The organism is Sporosarcina sp. ACRSM, from assembly GCF_022346545.1.
Taxonomy (GTDB): Bacteria; Bacillota; Bacilli; order Bacillales_A; family Planococcaceae; genus Sporosarcina.
The window spans coordinates 207,878-225,164 of record NZ_JAKRNU010000004.1 but is presented as its reverse complement, the minus strand read 5'-3'; the positions used below and the strand labels follow the sequence as shown (position 1 = coordinate 225,164).

The window sequence follows — 17,287 nt, the reverse complement described above, 5'->3', positions numbered from 1 at the left end:
ACGCTATATTTTTTAAAGGCTATTCACTCACTGAGATACTTATCTAGAATCTTATCGTATTCCCCGCTATCGCGAAGTTCTTGTAAACCCTCATTGATCTTCTGCAAAATATCGCTATTTTTTCCTTTCAATACCGCAATTCCATATTGGTCTCCATTCAACCGCTCCCCAACGATTTGCAAACCGAGATTGTTTTGAGGTATCGCGTAAGCGATTACAGGATAATCCTCGATTAAAGCATCTGCATTGCCATTTTGAACTTCTTGGAACATGGCAGGACTATCATCGAATTGAACGATCGTATATCCATATTCACTTTCATGATCCATCGCAAACTGCGCTCCGGTTGTTCCATTTTTCACAGCAACCGTTTTACCTTTCAAATCTTCGATCGATTGAATGTCCGTCGTCTCCCCTCCAACGACTAAAGTCAGACCTGCATCGAAGTACGGATCCGAGAAATCCACGACTTTTTTACGCTCATCTGTAATACTCATGCCGGCAATCGCAATGTCCAGTTGACCTGCTTGCATCGCCGGAATAATGCCCCCAAAGTCCATGGCATCATATTCGATTTCAAATCCTTGGTTTTTCGCAATCGCTGTCATAATATCAATATCGATTCCTGTCAATTCTCCATCCACTTCAAACTCGAACGGCGGGTATGTGTTGTCTACTCCCACTTTGTATACTTCCGTACTATCGTTCCCTGAACTATCGCCTGAAGTTTCTTCAGAGCTTTCCCCTTGATCAGTACCGCATGCCGCAAGAATGAGCATGAACGATAGGACTAAAGTGAAAATACCAAACTTTTTCATATGAATATCCCCCTTTTTGTTTGATTCATTATCAAATATATCACAATAGTCCCAATTTTACTATAATTGTTTTCTGAAAATTAAGGCCTCCTTATACCTCATTTTTCATCAAACTAAAAACCCTCTCTAAAGGTAGAAAGGGCTTGTCAACTGTCATGACGATGTAAAATTTGAGATCCGCCAGTATTCCCAGGCTAAGACTGGGGCCATCCATGCTAGGCCTTTACTCTCAACTTGATGAATCGGAAACCAGTTATCTCCAGAACCTTGCATTAAATAGACTTCATGATGGGGGGCAGCATCGTGCGTACCCGTCAAATCAAATGTCCCGTCCCGGCGCAATACCGCCCGTACTTCATAATCGATTTTAGGTGCAGTCGTCAATGGATTCCCAACAGCATGCGTCAGATGAAAACCGGCCTCGCCTTCTTTGTGATCCTTCCGTTGCACAGAAATCCCATCGAAAGAGGCGGTCGCTTTTTCTCTAAAGTGCTTCAAGCGGTTGTAGGCGATAGATGGACCAATATTTTTCGTGAAGAAAAGCGGTGACCGTTCAAGATCATAGGCCAGTTCAATATCAACGCGGGTACGAAAGCTTTCCCCGTTCGGATCAAATTCCCGGCCATCTCCTTTGAAATAGCGGTTTAACGTCAACGGATGGGGATTCAGCACCCACTCATCCGCCAAAAAAGTTGTATAGCGGAATGCCCACCGCTCAACGTTCAACAGTCTTTCCCTTTCCCCGACAGGTGTCAACAATCTCTTCGGTTCGGCAATCACTTTTGTCACCGAGAAACTTTCAATGGCCGCCTCCTCCTTGGAAGTCGTTCGATTCAACCAGTCAAAGAGCGTAGACGCGATCGATTTACTGACATTCAACCGTTCTTCCGACTTCAAAAGCGGACGCTTGGCATGGATCGTGTATGTATACGACTCATCCAGTTCAAAATTCCGGTCGATATAGCGATTCACATCCACCGTTTGGAGAAACACCCCATTCCGGTAGATTTCGTATTCGTAAACGTCTGTCATCTCCTCCCAAGCGAGTGCGATTTGTGTCTTGGCGACAATCGTCGTCATTACCAGTGATTGCAGCGGATTTTCCTTGTTCTTCTCTTCCGCGAACGCGGATGTTTGCAATGCGATGACGTCCACCACATCCCCGCCAACTACCCGCTCGATGGAATAATTATAGAGTTTTGCATGCTTGAAATCACCGTCACTAAATTCCGGCACCGTCCCCTCGTAAAGATGGACACCGTCTTTGTAAACATGATATCGTCCGCCAACATCATTCCACGTAAAATAGATCAAATCCGGCCGATGCATGACCGATTTAATTTCAAATACCGCCGTATCCTTCATCAATAAACCACACTCCCTCCTTCTAAAAGTGTGGCACACTTAAGGTTTCGTTAAACGTCTTTTACGGCCAAAAGAGCCGTACCCCTTTCAAACTGGGGCACGGCTCTCCTTTATCAATTACGCCTCGGCGTAATTGCGTCCAGATTTTGAATTGCGCTTTCCAATAGCTGATGCCTTAATTTCTGCAAAGAACGCAGAAATTAAGGCATTTTCATTCAGGACGCGGTGAACTTAGCCTGAGTTCCTCTAATCAGCAAATCTTTTTGTACTGAAAGCGAAGCGTCAGCTACAGGGAGTTTGGACTCCCTCTGATTGAAATGCATTCTAGCATTCATCCCGCCACTTACGGAAGTGAGGGACTTCTGCTGAATCAAGTTAAACTACAATTTTTACATTTCCACACCCGTCAATGACAGTCGGACCGCCCCTTTCAATCGGCGTGCCGCTTCCAACGGATCATCCTGCCCCGCAATTGCGGAGATGACTGCTATGCCCGAAGCACCCGCATGAATAACCGCCCTTGCTTTTCTTTCTGATAGGCCACCGATACCGACGATCGGCAATCCTGGCAGCAATGATGCCACTCGTCGAATCATTTCGGGACCGACGACAGGCTGTGTATCTGTTTTAGTCTTTGTGCTATAAATCGGACCAATGCCAATATAATCGGCCTTTGCTTCAGCCGCCGCTAGTGCTTCTTCTACATTATGAGTAGATACGCCAAGCAACATCGACGGTCCTATTTGACGACGAACCGATGAAATGTCACCGTCTTCCTGACCAATATGGACGCCATCCGCTCTGACCTCTAACGCAAGAGCGACATCATCATTGACGATAAACGGAACGTTATAGCGATGACAGAGTTCTTTACACGCTTTGGCAAATGACCGCAACGCTTCCCCTTCCAGTGCTCCCGGCCCTTTTTCCCGAAGCTGGAAGCATGTTACGCCGCCCTTCAATGCCTCTTCCAATACGACAAGCGGGTCGCGCCCTACCACATTCACTGTCCCGAGAATGAAATACAATTTCAGTTTCTTCTTATCCAATCACCGCAACCCCTTCCATTAGATTCCCACCTTTACGGTTGTAAGCCCAATGATTCGTCGGACCGTGACCGCCTCCGATACCCAAGCCATTTTCAATGGCTGCATGGATAAAACATTTCGCAGAAATGACCGCCTCCGGCAACGACTCCCCATCTGCAAGAAAAGCGGCGAGTGCGGCGGAATACGTGCACCCTGTCCCATGCGTGTCTTTAGTGTCCACCCATGGCGAGCGGACTGAAAAACGCGTGCCGTCCGATCCGGCAAACAGATCTTCTGCAAACGGCGCTTCTTTCCAGTGGCCCCCTTTGATGACAACCGAATGGGCGCCTAAAGCCATTATATGCTCCGCCGCTCTCTCTATGTCTGATTCCGACTTTATTTCCAATCCTGTCAATACTTCCGCCTCCGGAATATTCGGCGTCACGACAGTCGCAATGGGAATAAGCGCGGACTTCAATGCATCAACCGCCTCCTCTTTCAACAGCGACGCGCCACCCTTCGCAATCATTACCGGATCGATGACAAGCGGGATACCGCTATCACGCAGTTCAGCCGCCACCGCCTGAATGATTTCCGCCGAAAACAACATCCCTGTCTTGACCGCCTGTATAGCAAAGTCTTCTTTCACCGCCTGAATCTGCGCAGTAATGATGGATAGATCCATCGGCTGGATCGCCGACACCCCATACGTATTTTGCGCCGTCACCGCCGTCAAAGCGGATGTCCCGAACACCCCGAGTTCCTGAAACGTCTTCAAATCCGCCTGAATCCCCGCACCGCCGCCACTATCCGATCCTGCAATCGTCAAAGCCACATGTACCATTCGATTCCCCGCCCTTTTCTTCTTAAGTAAAAATCAAAAAGCCGCTTCCCGGTGATGATGGGAAGCGGCTACCATTTGTAGGTTTGTCAAAGGTGCGCCCACTTCCCTACGCCAGTATCATCCGGATCAGGTTCCAAGGGTCCGTGCACCCATGCACGTCTCAGCCTTCGAAAAAGGCTCCCCTAGTGGTAATTGAAACTATTCAGCTTTAAAGTCCAGTGTAGCATAATTTAGACGGGAATGTTGGTTTGTTTCGTGTTTGCGGCGTTCGATTACGTATAAAGTATTGATTCGCCAATATCCAGACGTTATACGCCAATAAACGTCCGACAAACGCTGATATCAGGTCGATATACGCCAATATCTTGTCTTCTTATACCTATCAATCCAACTCTCTCAACCGCTTGCTCAACACTTGAAAGTCCCGATCCAAATCCGCATATTTTTTATCTCCCGGCTTCAGCAAACTTAACTGTCCTAGCACCGCCTGCAATTCGGTTTCCAATCGCAACCGCTCTTCTGCGGACTTTTCGGGTTGGATCACTTTCTCACGTGCTTTCCACTCCGCATAGGTCAGCGGTACTTTCCGGATCGTCCCTTTCTCAAAAACGAGCAACCCCTCCGCCATCCGCTCTGTAAAATAGCGGTCATGCGAAGCAAACAGCAATGTCCCCGGAAATGACTCCAATGTCTTTTCGAGTTCCTCCCGCGAAGGTAGGTCCAAATGGTTGGTCGGCTCATCCAACAGCAGCACATCCGCCCCTTCCAAGATGAACTGCATCAGCTTCACTTTCACACGCTCGCCCATGCTCAGCGCGGATAACGGCAAATTCCAATGCGCTTGCGTAAAACCGAGATTCGTCAAATTGGTCCGGATCATGCCTCGCTCGTGAAAAGTTGTCACATGGAAATACTCCGCCATCGTCACATCCGGAAGATCGAGCACTGTTTGATTCAAATAGCCGATCGTCATCCCCTCCGTTTTCCACAGCTTCCCTTCATGCCCTTCCTCTCCTAGCATCATCCGGAACAGTGTCGATTTCCCTGAACCGTTTGGACCCACAAATGCGATTCGTTCACCGGCTTGCACGGTGAATGATACGTCCGCGAATAATTCCCGTCCGTCGAAGTCTTTCCGTACTTCTTTCAATTCCAGTACCCGTTTTCCTTTCTTCCTCCGCCCTTTCACATCGAACGACACTGTGATTTCGGTTTCCGGCTTTTCGATACGCTCCTTTTCCAGCTCAGCTTCCAACCGTTTCCGTTTCGAGCGGATTTGGACGTCACGCTTTTTCGCTTTCATTCGGAAATATTCTTTCGTCCCATCCTTTTTTGTCGATTCCGCATGGGCTTTGGCGGACCAGTCTCCCAATGCTTCGATCTGTTCTTCGACATGTGCGATTTTCCGCTGTTGCTGCTCGTACTGTTTCTGCTGAATTTCCCGATCCTTCTCCTTTTTCTTGCGATAATCCGTGTAATTCCCTTTATATACTGTCAATTTCCCATATTCGATTTCAAATACAAAGTCTGCTACCTTGTCAATAAAATGCCGATCATGGGAAGCGACCAAATACGTACTTTCCCCGTCCTGAATGATTTGGATCAATTCCTCCAACGCTTCACTATCCAAGTGATTGGTCGGCTCATCCAACAGAACAAGCCCACTGTTTTCAGCAAGTGCGGCGGAAAGTCGAATTTTCATCCGTTCGCCTCCGCTTGCCACTGTATAGTCGACAGACTCCGGCACTTGCCATCTTTGCCGATAGATATGCGTTTCTGCCCGTTCCCAGTCGGCATCGCCTGCCTCTTCCTGTTCCTGCCTGAAATACGTAACGGACGGTGCTTTACCAGCCCAATTCATCGAACCCGAAGTCGGAGCGATTTCTCCTGCCAGCAGTGACAAAAGCGTCGATTTTCCCGCACCGTTCGCTCCAACAATTGCGATACATGCCCCTGCCGGAATATCCACCGACAGCCCATCCAAAATCACCGTTTCTCCATATGCCACCGTTACCTCATTCAACGTTCCGATCAGCATGTGCATTCCTCCAAAAACGGAGGGACAAAAAAATCCCTCCGAAGTAGTATCGGAAGGATTAGCCCTATTGTTGCCAAATTTAAAGTCTCCTAAAAAACCTCTTGCCCGTGCAGAGAGGAAGGAAATGGTTTAAAAATGGACAGACTAATCCTGTTTTCCGTGTAAAGAAAAATTTAATTTCTCGGAATCAAGAGATTAGTTATCCATCGTCCACCCATCATTCCTTCCTCAAGATAATTACTGAAAGTATACCACAAGCAAGCAGCCAACTCAAAAATATGTCATGCTATAATAAAGAATAAGCAAAGCATAAAGGAGGATTCCATGACTCAAAAAATCATTTTTTTCGATATAGATGGCACGTTATACGATCACGACAAAAATCTGCCACCCTCTACTAAACAGGCGATTTTCGACTTAAAGGAAAAAGGTCATATCGTGGCCATTGCCACAGGACGCGCACCATTTATGTTCAATGACCTATTGGACGAATTAGAGATTGACACATTCGTTAGCTATAACGGTCAATATGTCGTCTTCAAAGGCGAGCCTATTTACACAAACGCGCTCAATAAGGACGCGCTTGTCCGCTTAACGGAAGTTGCAGTAGAGCGCGAGCATCCGGTCGTCTACATGAATCACGAGGATATGAAAGCCAATACCCCCGACCACGAACACGTCTCTGCCGGTATTCATTCCTTGAAAATCGATTATTTTCCCAATTACGATCCAGGCTATCACGAAAATAACGATCTGTACCAATCCTTGTTATTCTGTAAAGATCCTGTCGAAAAAGAATATGAACAACAATTTCCCGAATTCGATTTCGTTCGCTGGCATCCTTTGGCGGTCGACGTCGTCCCTGTCGGCGGCTCCAAAGCAATCGGCATTCAGCAAATTATAGACAAATTGGGCATTCATCCAGAAAACATTTACGCATTCGGTGACGGCTTGAACGACGTCGAAATGCTAACAACCATCGCGAACAGCGTCGCCATGGGAGACGGACATGAAGATGCAAAAAATGCAGCCAAATATATCACAACAAATGTCAGCGAAGATGGTATTTTATACGGTTTAAAAATGGTCGGCTTGCTTGATTAACGGCACGGTAGTGACATACAGATAGCCACTGCCGTGCTCTTCCGTCTAAAGAACAAAAACGCAGGGCGCCTAGACGTGAAATCACTAGGTTATCACTTTTCCACAGTAGGAGATTTTATAATTTCCTAATCAACAAAAAAAGTCTGTGCAATCCCCCGCAAAAGTTGACCTTTCACGACAGTTCTTTGCACAGACACTGCTTCATTTATTCATTTGAGCGAGAAAATCCGCTAAAGGATCCGTTTCTTCTTCCACCTCAACAGGCGCGCTTTCTGTCATCGCCACCTGATCCCAATCAAAATTATCCAAATCATCGCCATCATCGACAACACTGCTCGGCAATGGATTTTCCGGTATTTGCGGTATTGCCGGTTCATCTAACGCAGCCGTTGTCTCATGCTGCACATACAGAGCTGCATCGGCATCGATAGCGTTACTGTTCAATGAGGCATAGAGAGCCGCCGTACGGACTGGATCAGCAATCAGCTGATAGACGATGCTCCCTAAGAGCGCTTCGGAATGCTCATGCCTCAACCAATCGCGTTGGGCTTTCGTTAAGCCTTTCGGTAATGGAATCGAAATGGCTTCCCGCTGCTTGATAAGGGAATCATTCACCCCTTCAATGACAAACTGGGCGATTTTACTGGAAAAATTCCTTCTTTCCACTTCTTTTAGCTTCTGCAATTGCTTTAATGTATGGTCAGATGTATCGGAAGGCAGCCGGAATGTGATCGGCTGCCCCCTTTTCAAACCAGTTTCACTCATGGTTCATCACCTATTTTGTTTTCGCTAACTTTTCTTCTTCCCTCGGCTTCGCCGGCTGGTTTTTTCGGGCAAAATCGGAAATCAGTTTGTAATACGCGTTGGCCATCATCCAGACGCTTTCTTTTTCATCCTCGAAGAAATCGATGTTATAGCCATCCAAACTGTTATTCAACGTCTTCAAATAGTCTTTCAATACGATGGAACCGCCACCGATGAAATAGCAGATTTCCGTTTGTGAGTTTCTTTGCCAAATGTTGCGCAAGTGACGATACTGCTTTTTCGCCAAGTCTAACAGGATCCGATCGACGATGTCATGCACGCTCGTCCGGCTTCCCCGCACCATAATATGATTGCGGTCATTTTTCTTCGTAATGATATCGACCACATCAGAACGGCTATCTAGCTCAACGCCATGGCGCGCGTAAATCTCTTCGCGAATCTTGTCCAGAGACTCCGAAACACCTAAATTGAAGCCTTGTGCCTTATCGTCATCCACTTTACGGTTTTTAATAACCGCCACATCCGTCGACAATCCCCCGATATCTTGGATAAGAATCCGTTTGTCAATCAGCTCTTTATTGATGATATTCAAGTGATTGTCCATTACGAGATTGATAAATGCCGCGAACCCTTCCGGATACACTTTCACTTCATCGAATTTCAGATTCACTTTCAACCCTTGGTATTTAGGAGTCACTAAAAACTCGACTTGGTGAACCGAACCGAGTAGTTGGGAACGATAGCCTACATCCTTCCCTTCCTTCACTTCTCTTAGTGGAAGGCCCGTCCCAAGCGTATATGTCGCCTCAATTACATTATTATTACGTTTAAAAACACTTTTGTTTTCTTCACGCGCTGCATCCAATGCTAATGCAGCAAACAACATTACAAGTGTCTGATCTTCCTCAGATTTGTTACTTCCCGGATCCAACTCCGTAGAATTCCCGCTCTTTGTCGCCAATTTCCCAACACGGTAAATGGCATTGTTGTCATGTAGTGTAGGAGAGTGCAAACGGATATGGATACCTTCTGTCGGGTCTTGATTGTCCAATTCTTCAATACCGATAATCGGACGATCTGCAACATCCTGCGCAATCACATTCGGGATATTGAGTTCCGTTTCCAACTTTCCAAAAATAGCTTTCAATGAATCGTTACCTACGTCAATTGCTGCAATTCTAGATTCCGTCAATCCAATCACCCTTCCCTTAATCTTTCTTTCCACTAAAATGGTACTGGAGTTTTCTAGACAAATCAATACTATCCCTTCATTTATAACACAACTGTAATGTTGTGTGCGCGAGCGTAAACATGTACACATTTACGTATACTTATATAAATAAAGGATGTGTACTTGTTTGTATACTTGTAAACGTAATTGTTTACAATTGTATACAATTACGTTTACAACGCCACTACATTTGTATACATCATTTTTGATAGCAAAAATTCTTTTGGGAAGGCAATCATGACTTTTCCTTCCTCCCTATCTTTTCATCTCCTTCTGATCATGCCTCTCTCTAAAATGGGCATCCTATAGGGAAGATCGAAGAAAATCCGGCATCGAACGCCTAGGATTCGGTTCCCTTTATATTGATGCATCTTCATTCAGACTGAGCTACAGCGGACGCCCCTTCTATAGATGGCAATTCGCTTCCCTATTTAATGGTTACGTCTTGGCGCCGAATCCATTTTACGCGTCCTATCCGTACCGAGATGTTATACTGTGAACGATCTTATTTACAAGGAGGGACAGGATGGATCCATCCAGACGCTCAAAGTCGATTCGACTGTTGAACTTCATCGAAGAAAAAGGAAATAAATTACCGCATCCTGTGACAATTTTCATCCTCTTCACTTTGCTTGTCATTGCTTGCTCTCATATTTTTTATCTGACAGGAACGAGCGTCAGCTTTGAAGGGGTCAATCATGAAACGGGTCAGATGGAGATGTTGACGGTTAAAGCAGTCAGCTTGCTTGTTCCCGAAGGCATTGCTTACATGTTTTCCAACGTTGTGTCTAACTTCACTTCTTTCGTAGCCCTCGGTCCAGTACTTGTAGCGATGCTCGGAGTGGGTGTTGCCGAGAAAAGTGGCTATATCAGTGCTTTAATGACGAATACTGTCTCAAAGGCGCCGCGAAGATTCGTCACACCTATTGTGGTGCTGATGGGTGTACTGTCCAACGTTGCTGCCTCTGTCGGGTATGTCGTACTGGTGCCGCTTGGTGCCATCATCTTTTTAGGTTTTAAACGGCATCCGTTGGCTGGATTGTCTGCAGCGTTTGCCGGGGTGGCCGGTGGATACTCCGCCAATCTGTTTTTGGGGACGAATGACCCGCTCTTAAGCGGAATTACAACGGAAGCTGCACGGATATTAGATGCCGGATATATCGTCTATCCGACCAGCAACTGGTTTTTCATGTTTGCTTCCACCTTCTTGATCGTTATCATTGGAACGTTCGTAACGGATAAGCTGATCGAGCCCAAATTAGGGAAATATATACCCGTTGGAGATGTCGAACATCAAAACCAAATTTCTTCTCTAGAAAAGAAAGGACTTTTATGGGCAAACCTTTCTATTTTAATCACGATCGTCGCAATCGCTCTTCTGGTTCTTCCCGAAAACGGAGTCTTACGAGGTGAAGGCGGTAGCATTATCAAATCGCCTTTTATGAGCAGTATTATTTTCATCATGATGTTAATCTTTTTAATACCAGGTATTGTTTATGGTTTGGTTACAAAATCAGTAAAAAACGATAAAGATATCGCCAATTTGATGACAGGTTCATTGGAAACAATGGCAGGGTTCATCGTGCTGATCTTTTTCGCAGCACAATTCGTGGCGTTATTCAACTATACAAATTTGGGGACGATTATCGCGGTGCAAGGGGCAGCCTTCTTGCAAGCCATCCATCTAGATGGGGCACCACTACTTGTCGCCCTGATTTTCATTACGACAGTCATTAACTTGTTCATCGCTGCGGATTCGGCGAAATGGGCAATCATGGCACCGGTCTTCGTCCCGATGTTCATGCAGATGGGCATTTCACCGGAAGTGACCCAAGTGGCATACCGGGTTGGCGATTCATCAACAAACATCATCTCGCCGCTAATGCCCTTCTTCCCCCTTGTCGTAGCCTTCGCGCAGCGCTATGGCAAGGAGAACGGTGTAGGAACAGTGATTTCGCTTATGCTCCCCTACTCCATCATCATTCTGTTTGGATGGACGATTTTCTTCATCCTCTGGTATGTGTTCGGAATCCCGGTCGGTCCCGGGACAAGTTTGAATTATTAAGAAAGGGTGTTTAACAATGAAAGTAACGACAACATGGACAGGCGGGCGCGCCTTTACCGCAGTCGGCGATTCCGGCTATGATGTCAATATGGATGCAACAGAACTATATGGCGGTTTAGGGAAAGGGGCAACCCCTACCGAAATGCTACTCGGAGCGGTGGCAGGTTGCATCGGAATCGATGTAACAATGCTCTTAAAAGCCCAGCTCGATAAAATAAAGAAGCTTGAGATCATTACAGACGGCACGCGAAAAGAAGAACCTCCGAAAGGCTTTACGGCCGTCGAAGTGACTTTTGTCATCGATGGCGACATCGACAGCCATAAAATCTGGCGGGCTATTCGGCTTGGAAAAGAGAAATACTGTTCCGTCTCCGACTCGTTAAAAGCGGACGTCACGTTTAAATTGATTTTGAATGGCAAGGAAGAATTGGATCTCTAATAGGCATTTATAACGATGCATTATGGCAATTGCAGGAGTTTTTTCCTTCTCCCTTTGCGCACGTTGAGCCGTTCGTCATATTGTGTTATTGTTAAGTTATAATAGAATAATCTACCGCTAGGGGAGTCTTATGAGAGGCTGAGATGCATTTATGCGGACCCTTGGAACCTGATCTGGGTCAAACCAGCGTAGGGAAGTGGAAACGCTTAAACAATTCGTACAGCCGCTTCCAAATCTGCGATGAGGAGCGGCTTTTTCATATGCACCTGCCAGTCATGGGGCTGTACATCGACTTGCACCCTGCCCTATTTGCTTATGTTCGCGGGTTGTTTGCTTGCACTCGTGAAGGTTTTGATTGCTGATGCGAAGGATTTGCTTGCCTTTTTGTCGAATTGCTTGCATTACAAGACTTTAGAACCAGATAAAATCTAAGGGAGGATAAACTATGACAACTTTGATACAGAAACTGCGTGAAGAACGCCCGCTAATTCATTGTATAACGAATATCGTCGTCGCCAATTTCCAAGCGAACGGCTTGCTGGCTCTCGGGGCTTCTCCCGTCATGGCAGATGCGATAGAAGAAGCTGCCGAAATCGCCGCCGCCTCCTCTTGTACCGTGTTGAATACCGGAACATTGAAAAAGGACACGGTAACATCGATGCTCTTGGCAGGGAAAAGCGCCAATCAACAAGGGGTTCCTGTCGTCCTAGATCCAGTCGGCGCGGGTGCAACCGCTTTCCGGAAAGAGGCCGTTTTGAGGATTTTGAGGGAAGTGGATGTGGCGCTCATCCGTTGCAACGCAGGGGAGCTAGCTGCTATCGCTGGAGTCGACTGGCGTTTCAAAGGGGTTGATGCAGGGGATGGTGAAGCGGATATTACCGCCCTTGCAGAGGAAATTGCTCACATGTATAACTGTGTCGTTGCAGTCACCGGTCCTTGGGATATTGTGGCGGATCGGCATGGAACGAGTTGCGTGACAGGCGGGCATCCGCTTATGTCACATTTGACAGGTGCAGGCTGTCTCCTCAGCGCCGTTGCGGGAGCTTTCTTAGCCGTGGCGGAGGATGAGCCATTCAACGCCGTGACCACTGCATTGGCGTTTTACAAGAAAGCCGGGGAAAAAGCCGCGGAGCACGCTTCAGGTCCGGGTGATTTTAAAACCTATTTCTTGAATGCCCTTTATACATTGGAGGAAGATGTCATCCAAGATCGGCAGTTCATTCGGCAACCACAAGGGAATGGCAAGGGAATGACATTGTCATGAACACACGAAAAATGGTCATCATGACTATGTTCGTCGCCATCGCGGTTGCAGGCTCGACATTTGTTTACTTTCCGGCCGGCATCGCACGCGCCTACCCGATTCAACATGCCGTCAATGTCATCGCCGCCATCATGCTCGGGCCCGTTCCGGCCGTTATCATCGCTTTTTTAACTGGGCTTGTCCGCATCCTGACAGGCACAGGCTCTTTGCTCGCATTTCCAGGCGGGATGATCGGTGCCTTTCTTGCGGGCGTCTTCTATAAGTATTTCAGAAAGACATGGTTGGCAGCTGTCGGGGAAGTCATCGGAACAGGCGTCATCGCCTCCCTGCTCGCAGTCCCCTATGCCAAACTGTTGATGGGAACTGCATTCACAGCTTTCTTTTTCGTCCCTCCCTTTCTCGTCTCCAGTGTCAGTGGCGCCATTTTAGGATTGGTGCTCGTTGTACGGTTACAGCGAACACAGATTGGTAGTCAGCTAGGACGGGAAATATAAAAGGAGGCAATCATTTTGTGATTGCCTCCTCAGTTTGTTGATAAACGCTAGTCAATCATCCGATCAAGAAAAAGTTCCACTTTTTCCAGATAGGCGTCACCGGCTACAGCAAAAGATTCACCGTGGTTCGCATCGGGAACAAGAAAGAGTTCCGCATGACTAGCGGTTCGCTGAAACAACTCCTCCGCCATCTCCGTCGGAACGAATGTATCACCTTCCCCATGAATATAGAGGATCGGGACATCCGTCTTCTCCACTTCTGTCATTGCACTAGCTTCCCTGAAGGAATAACCGGCTCTGATTTTCGTCAACAAACTCGTGCTATCCAGTAACGGAAATGCCGGCAAATGAAACATCCGATTCATTTGATACGTAAACAACTGGTAAACCGACTGATAGGGACTGTCCGCAATGATGGCCTGCACCTGCGAAGGTAGATCTTCTTCCCCGCTAGCCATCAGGACAGTTGCCGCCCCCATTGATAAACCGTGATAAACCACTTTTGTATCTTTTCCGAGTTTCTTCACCAATAATGATGTCCAATCGATCAAGTCAAGCCGATCCGGCCAGCCAAAACCGTAGTAATTCCCCTCGCTTTTTCCATGTCCCCGTGCATCAGGCATGAAAATGTTGTAACCTAACTCATTATGATAATGCTGTCCGTATAGCCCCATTTGCTTGCCATTCCCTAAATAGCCATGTGTCAGGATGACCAATTTATCGGTCGGCTGTGAGGCAGGCAAATAGTAACCGGACAGTTTCAGTCCATCGCGTGATGTTAATGTAAGGCGCTCAAAGGGCTGATCCTTTACCCACTCGATCCAATCCCCGTTCAAATACAGCTCCATCGACTGATCCGACACTTCTAAATCAGCGTTATTCTGCAAGAAGTCTTTCGGGCCGCGTTTGACCGCCAACCCATAAAAAAAGAAGCTGCCGGCAACTTGGCTGACGATGAAAACCGCGATAAAAAGGAGCAGGATCTTCTTCCAATTGATTCGAATCGCTTTCCATCTCCTTTAATTCTCTATCATCGGGCACGCTGGATGCCTACTCCCATTATAGTAGGAAAACGAGCGAAAATGAATGGTATCCGAACGATTGGAAGACTAGGAATTTTTCCCTCCATCTATAGAATACAGAAGTACCCGGCCGCAAATCATTTCGACTGGGTACTTCTTTTGAATCGTCATACTCTTACTTTTAAATGAAAAATCATAATAATTTTTATATTCCGAAATTACTGTACGGTTGAGAAAGAGTAAAAGTAATTGAGAATAAATGCTTAGCCGGTAGTCGTTTGTAACAGCTTTGAAAATGTTTGGTTAATGTTTAGCTTAAAATGAAGCGTTACTCTTGACATTTATAGTGCTTTATACAATAATGAATATTGAATTAGAATTATTATAGTTAACCAATAATAAAAAATATATGATTGGTTGTTTGAGGTCAGCCTTTATCGCTCAGACTAACGACTATAAGTTCTAAAAAACATACTTTGGGAGGAAATTAAATCATGTCTTTAATCGGAAAAGAAATTCTACCATTCAAAGCATCAGCTTATAATAGCGGTAGCGGAGAGTTCATCGACGTTACAGAAGAAAACCTAAAAGGTCAATGGAGCGTTGTTTGCTTCTACCCTGCAGACTTCACATTCGTTTGCCCAACTGAACTCGAAGACCTTCAAAACCAATACGCAACGCTAAAAGAGCTAGGCGTTGAAGTATATTCTGTTTCTACAGACACTCACTTCACACACAAAGCTTGGCATGATCACTCAGAAGCGATCAGCAAGCTAGAATACATCATGATCGGTGACCCTTCACAACAAGTTTCACGCAACTTCGACGTTCTAGACGAAGAATCAGGTCTTGCAGATCGCGGTACGTTCATCATCGATCCAGACGGCGTTGTACAAGCTGTAGAAATCAATGCTGGCGGTATCGGCCGTGACGCAAGCATCCTCGTAGGCAAAATCAAAGCAGCTCAATACGTGCGCAACAACCCAGGCGAAGTTTGCCCAGCTAAATGGGAAGAAGGCGCTGAAACTCTTAAACCAAGCCTTGACCTTGTAGGTAAAATCTAATAATCCCGATTTAAATGGATGAGTTGGCGGGGGATACCCCCGCTAACTTTTCAAACTTCGGCGGATGCTCCAGATTTTGAATCTAAGGAAGGCTATTCAAGATCTGGCGCGTACACGCCGAGGTGTGTTTGGCGAAGTACTATATGTTAAGGAGAGATAATCTTGTTAGATGCAACGATAAAAGCACAACTCGCCCAGTATCTAGAAATGATGGAAGGCGATGTATTACTTAAAGTAAGCACAGGTTCAGATAAAGTTTCCAAGGAAATACTAGGTCTTGTAGAGGAATTAGCGGCGATGTCCTCCCACATCAAAGTCGAGCATACACAACTCGAAAGAACGCCTAGCTTCAGTGTCAACCGCGTCGGTGAAGACACAGGTGTAACGTTTGCAGGTGTTCCGCTTGGCCACGAATTCACGTCTCTCGTACTAGCACTCTTACAAGTGAGTGGTAGAGCTCCGAAGGTCGAGCAAAAATTGATCGACCAAGTGAAAGCTATTCAAGAAGAACTAAACTTTGAGTCTTATATTAGCCTCAGCTGTCAAAACTGTCCGGAAGTCGTACAGGCGTTGAACTTGATGAGCATTTTGAACCCGAATATCACACATACGATGATTGACGGTGCTGCCTTCAAAGAAGAGGTAGAAAGCAAACAAGTTATGGCTGTACCAACTGTTTTCTTGAATGGTGAGTCATTCAGTAGCGGACGCGCGACATTGGAAGAAATCCTTGCGAAACTAGGCAGCGCACCAGACGCTTCAGAATTTGCTAATAAAGAGCCATACGATGTGCTTGTTGTCGGTGGCGGTCCAGCAGCGGCAAGTGCGGCGATCTATGCGGCACGTAAAGGCGTTCGTACGGGCGTTGTTGCTGAACGTTTCGGCGGTCAGATTTTAGACACGGCTTCGATCGAAAACTTTATCAGTGTCAAGCATACGGAAGGTCCACAGCTTGCAGCAAGTCTCGAAGAACACGTCAAAGAGTACAATGTAGATATCATGAATTTACAACGTGCTGTACGTTTAGAGAAAAAAGATCTCGTCGAAATCGAACTTGAAAACGGTGCAGTGCTGAAAAGTAAAACAGTCATCCTCGCTACAGGCGCACGCTGGCGCAATGTCGGAGTACCTGGCGAAGCTGAATTTAAAAATAAAGGCGTAGCTTACTGCACGCATTGTGACGGTCCATTATTTGAAGGGAAAGACGTGGCGGTTATCGGCGGCGGTAACTCCGGTATCGAAGCGGCGATCGACCTTGCAGGCATTGCCAACCATGTAACGGTTCTGGAATTCATGCCTGAGCTCAAAGCGGACTCTGTCCTACAAGAGCGTGTCCATAGCCTGCCGAACGTCAACGTCCTGAAAAATGTTCAAACAAAAGAAATTACGGGTGTTGATAGCGTAAACGGCATCACGTATGTAGACCGTGAGAGCGGTACAGAACATCATGTTGAACTGTCAGGTACTTTTGTTCAGATCGGCCTTGTACCAAACACAGATTGGTTAGGCGATACAATTGAACGCAATCGTTTCGGCGAGATTGTCGTAAATAATCGCGGTGAAACGAACATCCCTGGCGTATTCGCTGCGGGAGACTGCACGACAAGCCCGTTTAACCAAATCATTATTGCGATGGGCTCAGGCGCAACAGCATCATTAAGCGCTTTTGATTACCTCGTCCGCAACTGATAAAGTGAAATTAGGTTCGCAGAATTCTATAAGTGCCTTAATTTCTGCAATGAGCGC

16 protein-coding genes and 2 riboswitches are annotated in these 17,287 nt (G+C 46.4%); of the genes, 7 read left to right on the top strand and 9 right to left on the bottom strand.

From position 1 onward, the window contains the following. Window positions 1-23 precede the first annotated feature (23 nt). From MHZ95_RS08405 to abc-f, 5 genes are all read right to left on the bottom strand, one after another. Window positions 24-818: a transporter substrate-binding domain-containing protein gene (locus MHZ95_RS08405; protein ID WP_239390171.1), complete on the bottom strand. Its 795-nt coding sequence runs from the start codon at window positions 816-818 to the stop codon at window positions 24-26. A gap of 153 nt (window positions 819-971) precedes the next feature. Further along, window positions 972-2,183: a DUF3238 domain-containing protein gene (locus MHZ95_RS08400; protein WP_239390285.1), complete on the bottom strand. Its 1,212-nt coding sequence runs from the start codon at window positions 2,181-2,183 to the stop codon at window positions 972-974. Window positions 2,184-2,572: 389 nt separating this feature from the next. Beyond that, window positions 2,573-3,232, bottom strand: coding sequence for a thiamine phosphate synthase (thiE, locus tag MHZ95_RS08395; RefSeq protein ID WP_239390170.1), 660 nt, complete (start codon window positions 3,230-3,232; stop codon window positions 2,573-2,575). Beyond that, the gene (thiD, locus tag MHZ95_RS08390) at window positions 3,225-4,055 is read right to left on the bottom strand and encodes a bifunctional hydroxymethylpyrimidine kinase/phosphomethylpyrimidine kinase (protein WP_239390169.1); all 831 of its coding nucleotides are present in this window, start codon (window positions 4,053-4,055) and stop codon (window positions 3,225-3,227) included. Before thiD ends, thiE begins: the two co-directional genes overlap by 8 nt. Before the next feature lie 86 nt (window positions 4,056-4,141). Further along, window positions 4,142-4,249: riboswitch (TPP riboswitch) on the bottom strand. Between the two features lie 188 nt (window positions 4,250-4,437). Next, entirely contained in the window at window positions 4,438-6,093 is a 1,656-nt protein-coding gene (gene abc-f, locus MHZ95_RS08385) for a ribosomal protection-like ABC-F family protein (protein ID WP_239390168.1), read from the bottom strand. 324 nt (window positions 6,094-6,417) lie between these two features. On the opposite strand from abc-f, the gene MHZ95_RS08380 reads away from it, so the two are divergent. Further along, window positions 6,418-7,197: a Cof-type HAD-IIB family hydrolase gene (locus MHZ95_RS08380; RefSeq protein ID WP_239390167.1), complete on the top strand. Its 780-nt coding sequence runs from the start codon at window positions 6,418-6,420 to the stop codon at window positions 7,195-7,197. A gap of 201 nt (window positions 7,198-7,398) precedes the next feature. On the opposite strand, the gene MHZ95_RS08375 is transcribed toward MHZ95_RS08380, so the two are convergent. Further along, window positions 7,399-7,962 (bottom strand): hypothetical protein, encoded by a 564-nt coding sequence (locus MHZ95_RS08375; protein WP_239390166.1) that lies wholly within the window; start codon window positions 7,960-7,962, stop codon window positions 7,399-7,401. 10 nt (window positions 7,963-7,972) lie between these two features. Next, on the bottom strand, window positions 7,973-9,154 hold the full coding sequence (locus MHZ95_RS08370; RefSeq protein WP_239390165.1) for a ParM/StbA family protein: 1,182 nt from the start codon (window positions 9,152-9,154) through the stop codon (window positions 7,973-7,975). A gap of 565 nt (window positions 9,155-9,719) precedes the next feature. Here MHZ95_RS08370 and MHZ95_RS08365 point away from each other — a divergent pair. From MHZ95_RS08365 to thiW, 4 genes are all read left to right on the top strand, one after another. Then, window positions 9,720-11,258 (top strand): AbgT family transporter, encoded by a 1,539-nt coding sequence (locus MHZ95_RS08365; protein ID WP_239390164.1) that lies wholly within the window; start codon window positions 9,720-9,722, stop codon window positions 11,256-11,258. A 16-nt stretch (window positions 11,259-11,274) separates the two neighbouring features. Continuing rightward, a complete protein-coding gene (locus tag MHZ95_RS08360; RefSeq protein WP_239390163.1) occupies window positions 11,275-11,697 on the top strand; it encodes an OsmC family protein in 423 nt (140 codons plus the stop codon). A gap of 109 nt (window positions 11,698-11,806) precedes the next feature. Beyond that, window positions 11,807-11,909, top strand: a riboswitch (TPP riboswitch). A gap of 233 nt (window positions 11,910-12,142) precedes the next feature. Further along, a complete protein-coding gene (gene thiM, locus MHZ95_RS08355; protein WP_239390162.1) occupies window positions 12,143-12,961 on the top strand; it encodes a hydroxyethylthiazole kinase in 819 nt (272 codons plus the stop codon). Next, complete coding sequence (gene thiW / locus MHZ95_RS08350) at window positions 12,958-13,455, top strand: energy coupling factor transporter S component ThiW (protein ID WP_239390161.1); 498 nt, start codon at window positions 12,958-12,960, stop codon at window positions 13,453-13,455. Before thiM ends, thiW begins: the two co-directional genes overlap by 4 nt. 47 nt (window positions 13,456-13,502) lie before the next feature. Here the strand turns inward: thiW and MHZ95_RS08345 are convergent, their stop codons facing one another. Then, window positions 13,503-14,342: an alpha/beta hydrolase gene (locus tag MHZ95_RS08345; RefSeq protein ID WP_239390160.1), complete on the bottom strand. Its 840-nt coding sequence runs from the start codon at window positions 14,340-14,342 to the stop codon at window positions 13,503-13,505. Next, window positions 14,332-14,496 carry a hypothetical protein gene (locus tag MHZ95_RS08340; RefSeq protein WP_239390159.1) on the bottom strand — a complete coding sequence of 55 codons (165 nt, stop codon included), beginning with the start codon at window positions 14,494-14,496 and terminating at the stop codon, window positions 14,332-14,334. The genes MHZ95_RS08345 and MHZ95_RS08340 overlap by 11 nt, the downstream gene beginning before the upstream one ends. Window positions 14,497-14,971: 475 nt before the next feature. Between MHZ95_RS08340 and ahpC the strand changes: the two genes are divergently transcribed. Beyond that, a complete protein-coding gene (ahpC, locus tag MHZ95_RS08335) occupies window positions 14,972-15,541 on the top strand; it encodes an alkyl hydroperoxide reductase subunit C (RefSeq protein WP_239390158.1) in 570 nt (189 codons plus the stop codon). A 159-nt stretch (window positions 15,542-15,700) separates the two neighbouring features. Continuing rightward, window positions 15,701-17,230, top strand: coding sequence for an alkyl hydroperoxide reductase subunit F (gene ahpF, locus MHZ95_RS08330; protein WP_239390284.1), 1,530 nt, complete (start codon window positions 15,701-15,703; stop codon window positions 17,228-17,230). Window positions 17,231-17,287 lie beyond the last annotated feature (57 nt).

Bases quoted from the DNA above. Each gene is read 5' to 3' on its own strand.
- MHZ95_RS08400 (WP_239390285.1), bottom strand. From the start codon at position 2,183: ATGAAGGATACGGCGGTATTTGAAATTAAATCGGTCATGCATCGGCCG.
- MHZ95_RS08405 (WP_239390171.1), bottom strand. From the start codon at position 818: ATGAAAAAGTTTGGTATTTTCACTTTAGTCCTATCGTTCATGCTCATT.
- thiM (WP_239390162.1), top strand. From the start codon at position 12,143: ATGACAACTTTGATACAGAAACTGCGTGAAGAACGCCCGCTAATTCAT.
- ahpC (WP_239390158.1), top strand. From the start codon at position 14,972: ATGTCTTTAATCGGAAAAGAAATTCTACCATTCAAAGCATCAGCTTAT.
- MHZ95_RS08360 (WP_239390163.1), top strand. From the start codon at position 11,275: ATGAAAGTAACGACAACATGGACAGGCGGGCGCGCCTTTACCGCAGTC.
- abc-f (WP_239390168.1), bottom strand. From the start codon at position 6,093: ATGCTGATCGGAACGTTGAATGAGGTAACGGTGGCATATGGAGAAACG.
- MHZ95_RS08365 (WP_239390164.1), top strand. From the start codon at position 9,720: ATGGATCCATCCAGACGCTCAAAGTCGATTCGACTGTTGAACTTCATC.
- MHZ95_RS08375 (WP_239390166.1), bottom strand. From the start codon at position 7,962: ATGAGTGAAACTGGTTTGAAAAGGGGGCAGCCGATCACATTCCGGCTG.
- thiW (WP_239390161.1), top strand. From the start codon at position 12,958: ATGAACACACGAAAAATGGTCATCATGACTATGTTCGTCGCCATCGCG.
- MHZ95_RS08380 (WP_239390167.1), top strand. From the start codon at position 6,418: ATGACTCAAAAAATCATTTTTTTCGATATAGATGGCACGTTATACGAT.
- thiD (WP_239390169.1), bottom strand. From the start codon at position 4,055: ATGGTACATGTGGCTTTGACGATTGCAGGATCGGATAGTGGCGGCGGT.